Origin of the sequence: Aquitalea aquatilis, assembly GCF_005155025.1 — a bacterium.
In the GTDB taxonomy this organism is placed as follows: domain Bacteria; phylum Pseudomonadota; class Gammaproteobacteria; order Burkholderiales; family Chromobacteriaceae; genus Aquitalea; species Aquitalea aquatilis.
In genome coordinates this window covers 2443751-2456363 of record NZ_CP039731.1, presented here as the reverse complement: position 1 = coordinate 2456363, position 12613 = coordinate 2443751, and the positions used below count along the sequence as shown (strand labels likewise).

At 59.7% G+C, this 12613-nt stretch carries 9 protein-coding genes and 1 riboswitch; of the genes, 5 read left to right on the top strand and 4 right to left on the bottom strand.

Annotated features, from left to right (window positions below; genetic code table 11):
- The first annotated feature begins 16 nt into the window (after nucleotides 1-16).
- The 5 genes from FAZ30_RS11495 to FAZ30_RS11475 all read left to right on the top strand — a co-directional run bounded on the left by FAZ30_RS11495 (nucleotide 17) and on the right by FAZ30_RS11475 (nucleotide 5899).
- Nucleotides 17-385: a 50S ribosome-binding protein YggL gene (locus tag FAZ30_RS11495; protein WP_124641244.1), complete on the top strand. Its 369-nt coding sequence runs from the start codon at nucleotides 17-19 to the stop codon at nucleotides 383-385.
- A complete protein-coding gene (locus FAZ30_RS11490; RefSeq protein WP_137009446.1) occupies nucleotides 382-1302 on the top strand; it encodes a GIY-YIG nuclease family protein in 921 nt (306 codons plus the stop codon). Before FAZ30_RS11495 ends, FAZ30_RS11490 begins: the two co-directional genes overlap by 4 nt.
- Before the next feature lie 116 nt (nucleotides 1303-1418).
- Nucleotides 1419-1997 carry a nucleotidyltransferase domain-containing protein gene (locus FAZ30_RS11485; RefSeq protein ID WP_124641240.1) on the top strand — a complete coding sequence of 193 codons (579 nt, stop codon included), beginning with the start codon at nucleotides 1419-1421 and terminating at the stop codon, nucleotides 1995-1997.
- 4 nt (nucleotides 1998-2001) lie between these two features.
- Nucleotides 2002-2427 carry a DNA-binding protein gene (locus FAZ30_RS11480; RefSeq protein WP_233578261.1) on the top strand — a complete coding sequence of 142 codons (426 nt, stop codon included), beginning with the start codon at nucleotides 2002-2004 and terminating at the stop codon, nucleotides 2425-2427.
- Between the two features lie 571 nt (nucleotides 2428-2998).
- A riboswitch (cyclic di-GMP riboswitch) is annotated at nucleotides 2999-3088 on the top strand.
- A 63-nt stretch (nucleotides 3089-3151) separates the two neighbouring features.
- On the top strand, nucleotides 3152-5899 hold the full coding sequence (locus FAZ30_RS11475) for a putative Ig domain-containing protein (RefSeq protein WP_137009445.1): 2748 nt from the start codon (nucleotides 3152-3154) through the stop codon (nucleotides 5897-5899).
- A 183-nt stretch (nucleotides 5900-6082) separates the two neighbouring features.
- On the opposite strand, the gene FAZ30_RS11470 is transcribed toward FAZ30_RS11475, so the two are convergent.
- From FAZ30_RS11470 to FAZ30_RS11455, 4 genes are all read right to left on the bottom strand, one after another.
- On the bottom strand, nucleotides 6083-7441 hold the full coding sequence (locus FAZ30_RS11470; RefSeq protein ID WP_124641234.1) for a TolC family outer membrane protein: 1359 nt from the start codon (nucleotides 7439-7441) through the stop codon (nucleotides 6083-6085).
- Nucleotides 7442-8815: an HlyD family type I secretion periplasmic adaptor subunit gene (locus tag FAZ30_RS11465; protein ID WP_124641232.1), complete on the bottom strand. Its 1374-nt coding sequence runs from the start codon at nucleotides 8813-8815 to the stop codon at nucleotides 7442-7444.
- The gene (locus tag FAZ30_RS11460) at nucleotides 8812-10566 is read right to left on the bottom strand and encodes a type I secretion system permease/ATPase (protein WP_137009444.1); all 1755 of its coding nucleotides are present in this window, start codon (nucleotides 10564-10566) and stop codon (nucleotides 8812-8814) included. The genes FAZ30_RS11465 and FAZ30_RS11460 overlap by 4 nt, the downstream gene beginning before the upstream one ends.
- Before the next feature lie 208 nt (nucleotides 10567-10774).
- Nucleotides 10775-12394, bottom strand: coding sequence for a methyl-accepting chemotaxis protein (locus FAZ30_RS11455; RefSeq protein ID WP_124641228.1), 1620 nt, complete (start codon nucleotides 12392-12394; stop codon nucleotides 10775-10777).
- Between the last annotated feature and the right edge of the window lie 219 nt (nucleotides 12395-12613).

The following is a 12613-nucleotide window of genomic DNA, read 5'->3' as shown; positions in this document are numbered from 1 at the left end:
GAGAACAAGGTAAACCATGAACAACATCATCATCCCTTCCGCTCGTCGTCTGGCCAACTGGAACCGTCGCCAGCGCAAAAAGCACCATGCAGGCGAATTTCAGGAGCTTGGCTTTAGCTTGTCGGTGCAATTTGTCACCCCACTGAAAGGAGCTGCACGAGACAGCTATGTCGAGGCGCTGATTGAAAAGGTGGAAGCCTTGGGCCTGACTTACGGCGGTGATGAGAGCAGCGGCTTCATCACCACCTATGCCAGCGGCAGCGTGACCCTGACCCAACGCGACGCCCTGCAGGCCTGGGTGAGTCGCTACCCTGCCGTGGCGAAGGCCGAGGTCAGCGAATTGCTCGACGCCTGGCATGACGATAGCTGGATGGATCTGGTGTGAACCACGGCAAATCCATCCGCATGTTTCTGGTGGACGGTACGCCAGGTGGCATCATCACGGCTGAAATCATCAACTGGACCGGCCATGTGATCAGCGCCCCGCGCTCCCGGCTGGCGGATGTGCTCAAGCTGGCAGAAGCCAGCCGGCCTGGCTTGTATGTGCTGGTTGGCGACAATCCTGCCGACTCTGACAGCCGCCAGGCGTATATCGGCGAATCGGAAGTGGTAGGAGAACGGCTGGCCCAGCACAACAAGCCGGAGTCCACCGGTGGTAAGGACTTCTGGGATCGCATGTTCATCTTTACCAGCAAGGATGCCAACCTCACCAAAGGCCATTTGCGCTATGTGGAAAGCAAGCTGATTTCGATTGCCAGCCATGCCGGGCGTTTGTCTGTGGCCAATGTCAAAGGCAAGCAAAACGAATATGGCGTCTTGCCGGAAGCCGACATGGCCGACATGCACTACCTGATTGAACAATTGCAAATCGTGCTGCCAGCGCTGGGGCTGGATTTGCTGCGTGCCGTGCCGGCGCAAGCGGCCACAACGCAGCCAAGCGAACAGGACTCCAGCGTGCAGTCCCCGGTGTTCTCCATCACGACCAGGCAAGGTATCAGCGCCACCGCACAGGAAATCGATGGCGAGTTCATTGTGCGTAAAGGCTCATTAGCTCGCGGCCAATGGGAAAACGAGAAATGGGTCAATTACAAAAAGCTGCATCAGTCGCTGCAAGAGGCCAAGAAGCTGGTGCCCACTGACAATGGCATGCTGGTTTTCAGCGAGGATTGTCCCTTCAACAGCCCCAGTGCTGCCGCCGCCATCGTGCTGGCACGCAATGCCAATGGCCGTATCGAGTGGAAGCTGAAGGACAGCGGGCAAAGCTATACCGATTGGCAGGATGCCCAGCTAGTCGATATGTAGCCTTTTTTGCTTCAATTGCAGCCTTTTTAGCTGCAACCATTGATTTTGCTTGAGTCGGGTCATTGCCGGCTTTAATGTAGCCAATATTGCTACAATTGAAGCCAAAAGAGTTACATATGGATTTGCTTGAAACCCTGTTTGGTGCGCAGCGCCAGGGTGTGCTGGCCCGCCTGCTGTTACACCCGGAACAATCACTGCATGTGCGCGAGCTGGCCCGCCTGACAGGCAGCTCGCCCGGTTCACTGCACCGGGAACTGGCGAAACTTGCTGCCTGTGGCTTGCTGTTGCGCAGTACACGGGGCAATCAGGTGCTGTACCAGGCCAATGTGGCCAACCCGGTGTATCCCGAGCTGGCTGGGCTATTCCGCAAGACAGTTGGCCTGTCCACCCCCTTGCGTGATGCCTTGCAGCCGCTGGCCGGGCAGATCGAGCTGGCGCTGGTATTTGGCTCCATGGCACGGGGCGAGGCACATGCCGAGTCGGATATTGATGTGCTGGTGGTGGGCCGTGTCGGCTTTGCCGAGGTGGTGGAGGCACTGTACCCCTGCCAGGCCATGCTGGGGCGCGAGATCAACCCCGTGGTGTATAGCACTGAGAAATGGCAGCAAATGCGTGCCGCTGATGACTACTTTGTCCGTGATGTGCTGACGCGGCCAAACTTGATGCTATTGGGAACAATACATGACGCTGGATAATTTAATGGCAACGGGCCAATTGCTGCGACAGCCGGCAGACAAAGCGGCCATCCAGAAACTGCTGGCAGCGGCAGCGCGGAATCTGGCCGATGCAGCCTTGCCGGGCCTGAGTGCTGACAACCGCTTTGATGCGGCCTACAAGACCATCATGCAATGCGCCATGGTCGGCCTGTTGGCGCGCGGTTACCGCACCTCGACCAGCAAGCCCGGCCATCACCAGACAGCGATCCAGTGTTTACCGAAAACCATGGATCTGCCGCCAAAGGCAGTGATCGTACTGGATGCCTTGCGCAAGCAGCGCAATGTGAACGACTACCAGGGCGACCCGATTGCAGATAGCGCCCTAGACGCCTGCCTGCAGCAAGCTGCAGCCCTGCTGGCCCACACCCGGGCATGGCTGGCCGAAAACCATCCTGAATGGTCGGAATAACCATGAGCCTGCACCAAAAACACTATTTCGAAACCGAGATTTGCCAGCACCTGACAGTCAATAGCTGGCTGTATTCTGGAGTTCCTGCGCGGACCTGAGCAGCTGTATGAAATTAGGCGAGCCTGTTCAAAGTCTCGCAAGCTAGAGTGAGACAAGACGAAAACGACGGAAAACAAGCGGAGAAGCAGAGTTTACATGGAGTAAATGAGCATTCCGCAGGCGTTTTTAACGCGGTATCACCCCATTTCGACTAAATCCAGCAGACTATGAACAGGTTCTGAGGGAAAAGGGCCAAAACCGCAGCAACCTCAGCCGCTAGCAAAGCAGCAACACCTACCTGACTCAAGACCCCGGGCTCCCGTGTTTCAGTCGAGAACACGCGGCGTCCGGGGTTTGGCTTTTGCCCCTCGCGGCAGCTAGCCTGCATGGTGGCAGGCAGGAATAGGCACGCTGGCATACGGTCTGCTGCACTGGCTTGAAGCACTCTTCATCGTTTGCTGGGTATCTGTCGCGGATCAGATACAAAGTGTAAATTTCCTTTTCCATTTACGAAATTTCACACATAAAATTAGACCGTTATAGGCAAAACCGGTGAAAGCCGGCGACGCAAAACTAAAGGGACTACGGGCGGCTTGGCCGCTTATGTCAGCCAGTTGCCAGCAACACGCCCTGTGTCCGCTGCAAGCGCTCCTTTAGCTTTGCCTTACTCTTCAGAAGGAAAGCCATGAGCGCCTCGAATACTTCGACCCGCCAGCAAGACCAGCTCCTCGCCAATGCGGCCATGACCAAGGCCGCCGAAGGGTTGTTGTCTGACCCCGGTTTTCTCGGGCTGGGCGATCTGTCCGTGTCGGCATTGGCTTCGCTGTTTAGCCCCTCCCCCAACACCAGCCCGACTGCAGCAACGGTGAGCGCAAGCGCCGCCAGTAGCACTGCGCTGGCCAGCAGCAGCACGGTAAGCAGCACCGGCAGCATGGTGAAAACGGGCAGTACCACCGCACCATCCTGGATTGCCACGCTGTCGGACTCGGTGCTGAAGGCCGATATGAATGCCATGGCTGGAACGGTTACCGAAGCCGGGCTGGCCAAACTGGTCACTGATTTGTCTGCTGAACTGACCAGCAACAAAACCACGCTGTCGGCCAATCAGTTCAACGATCTGAAAACGATTGTCACCAACCTGAATGTTGGCGAGAGCGCATCCGGCTATCACTTGTACACCCTGAACGCACTGGTCAACGGCAATGCCGCCAATGCATCCTGGACTGGTGGTGGTGCTGCCAGCAGCAGCCTGGGTAATCTGGCTGCCGGTTCCAGCGCGGCGCAACTGAATTATCTGAACGGCAAATGGCTGCAAGGCACTGACCTGCCATCGTCGACCGTCACCGTGAGTGGCTCTACCTCCAAGATCACCTACAGCACCAGCACTGCGGCGCTGTTCGGGGCCAGCGGCCCCTCGGCCAATGATATCAATCAGGGCAAGCTGGGGGACTGCTACTTCTTGTCCTCAATTGCCGAGGTCGCCAGCCGCAACCCCAACATCATCAAGAACATGATCACGGCCAATGGTAACGACAGCTATGGCGTGGCCTTCCACTACCGGGGCTCCACCGAGTACGTTACCGTCAACAACACGCTGCAAACCGGCTGTAACAGTGGCAGCAATATGTGGGCCACGCTGCTGGAAAAAGCCTATGCCCAGTTGCAGTCCATCAATGTGACCACCGGCAACAGCTACACCGGCAACAGCTTTACTGCCATCGGCAATGGTGGCTTGCCCGAGTATGCGCTGGAGGCCATCACCGGCGCTTCGCAGATTACCGATTTTTGCGCCAATGGCACCAGCTGGCTGTGCCGTACCTATAATGCTTCGCTCTCCGGCACCGGTTCGCAAAGCGGCATTACCACGGCCAGTGTGCTGGGCACACTGAAAGCCGATCTGGCCGCCGGCGACGATCTGGTGTTGTCGTCTTACACCTGGAGCTACGATGCTGGCGGCAAGGTGCAACTGGTGGCGGGCCATGCCATGTCGATCTACGGTATCGACACCGCCAATGGCTACTTGCAGATCCGCAACCCCTGGGGTTCGCAAACCGGCCAGTACTGGAACACCACCTTCGAAGTCAGCCTGGCCACCTTGCTGGCCGCTGGTGACACCATCACCGTCGACAATGTTGGCGGCACGGTGCCAGTCACACCAGCTGCACCCATCCTGAGCAACCAGACGGCCAATCAGACCCTGGCGGCCAATCATGCCTTCTCGCTGTCGCTGGCCAATGCCTTTACCGACCCGCAAAACCAAGCCTTGACCTACAAGGTAACCCAGAGCAATGGGCAAGCACTGCCCTCCTGGCTGACTTTCAACGCCCAGACCAACTCCCTGTCCGGTACCACGCCGGTATCCTCCAGCAGCACACAAGTGCTGGTGACGGTTACCGATACTGCAGGTTTGTCTGCGTCGGAAACCTTCTCCATCACCGACACTGCCCTTGCACCGATTCTGGCCAAAGCCACTGCAGGTCAACTGGTCACCCCCGGCCACAGCTTCAGTTTCGCCCTGCCGGCCGGCACCTTTACCGACCCGCAAGGCGAGACCCTGGCCTATACCGCCAAGCTGGCCAGTGGCGCGGCACTACCGTCCTGGCTGAGCTTCAATGCACAAACCCAGACCTTCTCCGGCACCGCGCCGACGGCCAATACCACGCTGTCGCTGCTGGTCAGTGCCAGCAATCAGGCCGGCCTGTCGACCTCGGAAACCTTCACCCTGAACGACAGCTATGCCGCGCCCACGCTCAACCTGCAGACGGCAACGCAAACCATCAATGCCGGCAAGGCGTTCAGCATTAGCCTGCCGTCCAATACCTTTGTCGATCCGCAAGGGCTGGCACTGACTTACAAAGCGGCGCTGAGCAGTGGCCAGGCCTTGCCGTCCTGGCTGGCATTCAACGCCCAGACCGAAACCTTCTCCGGCACGGCACCTACCACGGCAGGCAGCTTGTTAGTCAAATTGACCGCCACCGACAGCGCCGGCCTGTCGACTTCGGAAACCTTTACCATCAATGATGTGGCTACCGCGCTGAAAGCGCCGGTGGTCAACCCGCTGCCGCTAAGCATCACGTTCAACGCCAACGGCACACTCAATATCAGCGTACCGCAGGGCACATTTATCGATCCGCAAGGACAGACCCTCAGCTATAGCGCAAGCCAGGCCAATGGCCAGGCGCTGCCCAGCTGGATTACCTTCAACCCCAAAACCGACAGCTTTGTCGCAACCATGGGCAGCCTGATTGAGTCGGCCGACATCACCGTCAAGGCCACCGATACTTCCGGCCTGTCGGCCAGTGAAACCTTCTCACTGTCGATTGGTGGTGTGGCTGCCTCGCCGCATCCTTTGCTCAGCGCCGAAGCACCGGCCATTTCACTGGTGGGTGTCAACATGAACGCCGCCGCGCTGGCAGAGCATCATCTGGTATAAGCCCGCGCCAGATGCCAACAGCGCACGGCATTGCTGCCAGTGCGCTGTTGCTTGAGAACTACACCAGACCCGGCCAGGCCGGGTCTGTTTCATTTGTGGCTGCCTGCAGCTTCAGTGGACAGGAATGAGAGAAGTCGCCCGCCGCTGCTGCCTTGGCCAGCAGCACGCGCAGGACAAGAGACACTAGCGCACAGCAGCCTGGTGGCTGAAGTGCTGATCCAGCAGCAGCAGATCTTGCGGACTCAGGATGCCGCAATCAGCGCGTAACGAGATCCAGCTAACCAGCTGGTTGTATTGCGCCAGCAGCAAATCGCGCTTTGCCTGATATAGCTGCTCTTCACTATTGAGGATGTCGGTCAGGGTTTTCACGCCGGCAGCCAGCCCCAGCTTGCTGGCCTTGACGGTTTCCGCGCTGGCGCTCACCGCCGTTTGCAAGGCTGCCACTTTGCGCACACCGTTGCTGATGCCATAAAACTGCTTGGTCACTTCCAGCTCCACCTGAGTACGTGCATTGTCCAGTTCGGCCAGTGCCTGGCGATACAGCGCACTGGTCTGGGTGATCTGGGCGGAATTGAAGCCGCCATTGAACAGCGGCACGCTCAGCTCGACTCCGATCACATTCTGGGTAATGCGCTGATTGATGGTGGACACGGAACTGGCACTGGAGCGGTCCTTGCTGGCGACTAGATCCAGACTGGGATAATTGGCCGCACGGGCTTTCTTGTGCTCCTGTTCGGCAATGCGCACATTCATCTGCGCGGCCTGGATGTCCGGGCTGTGCTGCAAGGCCTGTTCACGCCAATCGGCCAACTGCCCGGTCACACCCAGGTACTGCACGATCCCCGGCTCTGGCTCGGCCAGTTGCTGGGGCATTTCGCCGGTAATGGCCGACAGACTGCGCTCGGCAATGGCCTGCATCGTGCGCGCTTCAATCAGCTCCGCTTCGGCCAGCGCCATGCGCGACTCGGCATCGTGGATATCGGTGATGGTGCCATCGCCCTGATCAAACAGCTTTTGCGCCTGCAAGCGTGTACCGCTGAGCGCCTGCAGCTTGGCCTCGCTCAAGGCGATGTTCTTTTGCGATAGCAGCAGGCCCAGATAGCTGGTCAGATAGCGCACCGCCAGCTCGTACTCCTTGCGCGAGAAAATCGCCTGGCTGTAATCAGCCCGGGCATTGCCCTGCTGATACATGGCCCAGCGCTGCAAATTGAAAATGGGCTGACGCAGCTGGATCGCCGCATCCTGGCTCATATACTTGAGCGGCGAGGTATTCAGCGTACCGAAGAAATCCGGCGCGGTATCCGAACCGGTTACCTTGCTGCGGTTGAAGCTGGCGTTCAGCGTGGGCAGCAGTTGCGCCCGGCTCATGGGCCTGTTGGCCTCGCCCGCCTCGCGCTCGGCAGCAGCCGCCTGGTATTGCGCATCATTGAGGCGCGCCAGCTGAAACCCTTCCAGCAAGCCATAGCCGCTGGCTACAGGCAGGCTCAGCATGGCATAGCAAGCCAGCAGGACAGAAAGGCGCAGAGTGCGGCGAGCGGCCATTCAGCTCTCCTTGAATGCCAGATTCATGCGATCCATGACGGGCTTGAGCAGATAGCGCAGCATGGTGCGTTCACCACTGCGAATGACGATGGTGGCAGGCATGCCGGGCTTGACTGGCTGCTCTCCCAGCAGCTTCATGCCGGCGGGGGTGACCTTGACTTGCGCCAGGTAGTAGGGCATTCCGGATTTAGGATCCAGCAGCCGGTCGGCCGAGAAGGTAGCCACCACGCCGGGAATCACCGGGGTGGTCTGCTGATTCAGCGCGGGGAAGGTGACATCCACCGGCAGCCCGCTACGTACCTTGGCGCTCATGGCCGGATCGACGGCAGCTTCGATCAGCAAGGGCTGACTGGTAGGCACCACATCCATCAGCGCCTGGCCGGCCTGCACCACACCGCCGATGGTATGAACTTTCAACCCCGCCACTAGGCCGTCAATCGGCGCACGAATAGTGCTGTTGGCCACCACATAGCGCTGGGCGGTGAGCCGGTCGCGCAAGGCACCGGTTTCTTTCTGGATGTCGGTAAGCTGTGACTCGACTTCCTTCTGGTAGTCCTGCTGGCGCGCGATGCGGCGCAGCTTGGTTTCGGCAATGCTGTCCTGGACACGGCCGATATTGGCGATGGTGTCAGCCAGTTCGCCACGCAGCTCGGCCGCCCCGCGCTCCAGTTGATACAGGCGGTTCTTCGGCACATAGCCACCGGCCGCCAGTTCGCGGATGCCTTCCAGCTCCTTGTCCTGCCACTTGCTCTGTTCGGCTCGCGCTGCCTTTACCCCCTGGAATCCGTGCAGCTGTTGTTGCAGACCGTTGATGTTTTCATCCTGCGCCTTCAGTTCGTTACGCAAGCCGTCGCGGCGGGTATTGAACAGCTGGGTTTGCAGCTGTTTGGCCTCTGCCACACGGGCATCGCTGGCCAGCGCGTTCAGCTCGTCCGAGAAAACCAGCGTGGGCAGGCCGGCACGCTCCGCCAGCAGCCGGTCTTCGATGGCACGGGCACTGATGAACTGCGCCAGCGTGCTGCCCATTTGTGCGCGGGCTTCGGTGTCGTTGAGCTGGATCAGCGGCTGACCCTTCTTCACCACGTCCCCCTCACCCACCAGCAGCTTTTCGATGCTGCCGCCAGTCAGGTGCTGCACGGTCTGGCGATTGCTGGCGACGATGACCGTGCCGTTGGCGGTAACGCCTTCATCCAGCGGAGCCAGTGCGGCCCACAGCAGGAAGCCGCCAAAGCCGACCAGAACGATTTTCATGCCCCAGCGGCCAATGCGCTGGTCGTCGGTATCCACCCGGCCAAAGCGCTCGACCGCACCTTGGGCCGGCGGGGTCTGTGCGCGATCAGAGGCCTGGCGTGTCAGTTTTTTGAACAGGTTCATGCATGGTTCTCGTCGGAAGTCTGGTCGGCCTGGCCCTGCATGGCCGCCTGCTGCTGCAAGGCCTGCTGCGCGGCCTGGCTCAGGGCATACAACACCTGGTCGCGCGGGCCGAACAAATGCAGCTGGCCTTCGCGCATCACCAGCAGTTTGTCCACCGCATTGAGGATGCTGGTGCGATGGGTGATCAGCACCACGGTAGTGCCATGCGCCTTCAGGTCCATCACGGTATGGATGAGTGCCTGTTCGCCGACATCGTCAAGATTGGAATTGGGTTCATCCAGCACCACGAAAGCGGGGCTGGCATAGATGGCACGGGCCAGGCCGATGCGCTGTTTCTGGCCGCCGGAGAGCCGGTGACCACCATCGCCCAGCCGGGTATCGTAGCCCTGGGCAAAGTGCAGAATCATCTCGTGCACCCCGGCCCGGCTGGCTGCCTCGATGACGCGCTCCGAATCTATCTCACCAAAGCGGGCGATATTTTCGGCGATGCTGCCATCAAACAACTCGACATCCTGCGGCAGATAGCCGATATGCGGCCCCAGCTCGTCCTTGTTCCACTGGAAAATGTCGGCACCATCCAGCCTGACCTTGCCCGACTGCGCCGGCCAGATACCCACCAGCAGCCGCGCCAGGGTAGATTTGCCAGCCGCGCTGGGGCCGACCACGCCAACGATATCACCATGTTCGATGGCAAAACTGATGCCCTTGAGAATCGGTACACCACTGCCGGGCGCGGCCGCCACCACGCCTTCCACCTGCACCCTTCCCTGCGGACGCGGCAAACTCATGCCGCTGATGCGGGCGGGGAATTCGGCCAGCAGCTCTTCCAGCCGCTGATAGGCCGCGCGCGCACTGTTGAGCTGCTTCCAGGTACCAATGGCCATTTCCACCGGCTGCAAAGCCCGCCCCATCAGGATGGAACCGGCAATCATCATGCCGGGGGAGATTTCATTCTGGATGGCCAGCACGGCACCGACAGCCAGTACCAGTGATTGCAGGGACAGGCGCACCAGCTTGGACAGCGCACCGATGCGGGCAGCCTTGTCGGAAGCCTCGGTCTGCTTTTCCAGCACCCGGCTCTGAAACAGGAACCAGCGCTCGCGCAAGGCCGGCAGCATGCCCATGGCCTCGATCACTTCGGCGTTGCGCAAATTGTTATTGGCGTAGTTGCCGGCCGCGATGGAGGCCTGATTGGCCTCGGCCAGCGGCTTGCGGGTGGAACGCTCGGTCAGCCAGGCCAGCGCACACAGGATAATCATGCCTCCCAGCACGAACAGGCCGAGAATCCAGTGAAACATGAAGGTGACGGCGAGGTAGATCGGCGCCCACGGGGCATCGAAAAAAGCAAACAGCCCGTTGCCGGTGAGAAACTGCCGCACGCTGGTCAGGTCATGCAGCGCCTGCGAGGCATTGCCATTGTTCTTGCGCAGATTGCGCTCGAAGGCCGCGGTGAACACCCGGAAATTCAGCTGCATGTCCAGCCGGTTGCCTACCCGGATCAGTACCGAAAAGCGCACCAGTTCCAGCACCGACATCAGCCCGTACAGCCCCAGCATCAGCAGCGTCAGCATCAGCAGCGTGGTTTCGTTGCGGCTGTGCAAAACCCGGTCGTAGATCTGCAGCATGTAGATGGAAGGCAGCAGCATCAGCAGATTGATCACGGCACTGAAGGCCCCCAGCTGGTAAAACGTCTGCTTGAAGGTTTGCAGGACCTGGGACAACTCGGAGCGGGACGCTAAATGATGTTTCATCGGCAAGGGACTCAGGGGGGCCAATCTGGAAGCAAGCACACCGGACGACGCAGCCAGCCTCGGCCGCTAAAAAGTGAAAGGGATGTTAACACAGCCCCAGCTTGATGATGACGTCCTGAATCAAGGCGGGGCATGGTTTCAGACCGGTCGATCCTGCCAGGCCAGCCTGCAGCAACAGCCGGTCGCTCAGTAGCCTCCCTGGCGGTGCTTATAGCTGGTACTGCGCGATGATCTGCATCTGGCGCTCGGCCTGCCCGCGCAAGTCCTTGGCACTGCCTGCGGTTTGCGAAGCGGCCGAATTGGCCTGCTCCGACATCTGGGCGATGCGCTCCACCTGCTGGGCAATGCTGTTGCTGGCCATGCCCTGCTCCTTGATGGCCACCGAGATGTCAGCCACCATGCCGGTGGTGCCGGCGGCGGCTTCACCTATGCTCTGGATGGCGCGGTCGGCTTCATCAGCCCGGCTGACACCGCCCTCCACCAGCATTTCCGCATTCTTCATCTGGTCCACCACCGCTGCCGAAGCCTGCTGCATGGCATACAGGCTGGCGGAGATCTCCTGGGTGGAACTGGCGGTGCGCTCGGCCAGCTTGCGCACTTCATCGGCCACCACGGCAAAGCCACGGCCCATTTCACCGGCACGTGCCGCTTCGATAGCGGCATTGAGCGCCAGCAGATTGGTCTGGTCTGCCACATCGCGAATCACCTGCACCACCGACACGATCTGGCTGCTCTGCGCATTCAGCCCGCGCAAGGCATTACTGGCGCTGGCAATGGCACCGGAAATATCGCGGATATCGCTAATGGTCTGGCTGATGGTCACCGAGCCGGCTTCAGCCTGGCGGCTGGAGGTTTGTGACAGCAGCTGCGCCTCGTCGGCACGCTCGGCCACATGATTGACGCTCACCGTCATCTGTTCGATGGTGGCAGCCACCGCGGCAGAGGATTCACTCTGGGCCGACGCGGCCTGATAAATATCATCTGCCGCCTCGTTCATCTTGTGCGATGAGGCCATGACATCCTGCGCACCATGTCGCAGTTGCAGCAGGTTTTGCTGCAAGCTGTCCAGCAGACTGTTAAAGGCCGTGGCAGTGCGCCCCAGTTCATCCTTGCTGTCGCTGTGTACCCGCAGCTTGAAATCACGCTGCTGGCTGACCAGCTCCATGGTGTGCTGCATGTCGGACAGCGAACGGGTAATGGCGCGGATCAGCAGCCAGCCGCCAATGGCCGTGACCAACAACACAGCCAGGGCCAGGGCCGTCTGCAGCCATTTGGCGGCATTGTAGGCTGCCCGGTTTGCCTCGTTTTGCTGGTTGCCCAGCTGATAGTTGTAGCCGATCAGCTTGTTCAGATCCGCCTCCAGCTTGCCGGACAGCTGAAACAGGCTGCCGCTTTCCAGCATGGCAGTCGCCACCGACATGTAGTTGGAGCGCGAGTTATTGAAAAACTCGTCCATCGCGGCGCGGTATTGCACCATGTCTGCCTTGGCCTGCTTCACCATCTGGCGGTCGCTGTCATCCACGGCCAGCTCGGTTTCATACTGGCTGACTGCCTTGTCAAACTGTTGCCGGCTGCTTTCGATGGCCTTTTCGTCTGCCTGCTTTTTCTCCTGCTGCACGTGCGAAACATGGTTGCGCAAGGAGCTACGCATGCCGTACATGGCCGTCTGGGCGGTTTGCAGGGCTTTCAGACTGGGAAAGGTATTACTGCTGATGTATTCGAAACGGCTCTGCGCTGCACTGAGCTGCAACAGACCGACACCGCTGACCACCAGCAAGGCCAGCAAGGCAATGGAGAGCAGCAGTGTAATTTTGAGCTTGATTGTCATCCTCTGACTTCCCTGTTGAGTTTGTTTTTATTGGATGAGCTTCTGGACTGGTCCTGTCCCGTCTGTAAGATGCGGCCCGCTGACAGGCCGCATCTGCGCGGAACTTGCTGTTTTATACATCATAGCGGCCACCACGGCCAAACTCGCTAGCCGCAAATGAAAACAATACAGCCCGGCGCGACAGGGCGACTGTCGGCCGGGCTGCAAACTGCATGCCGA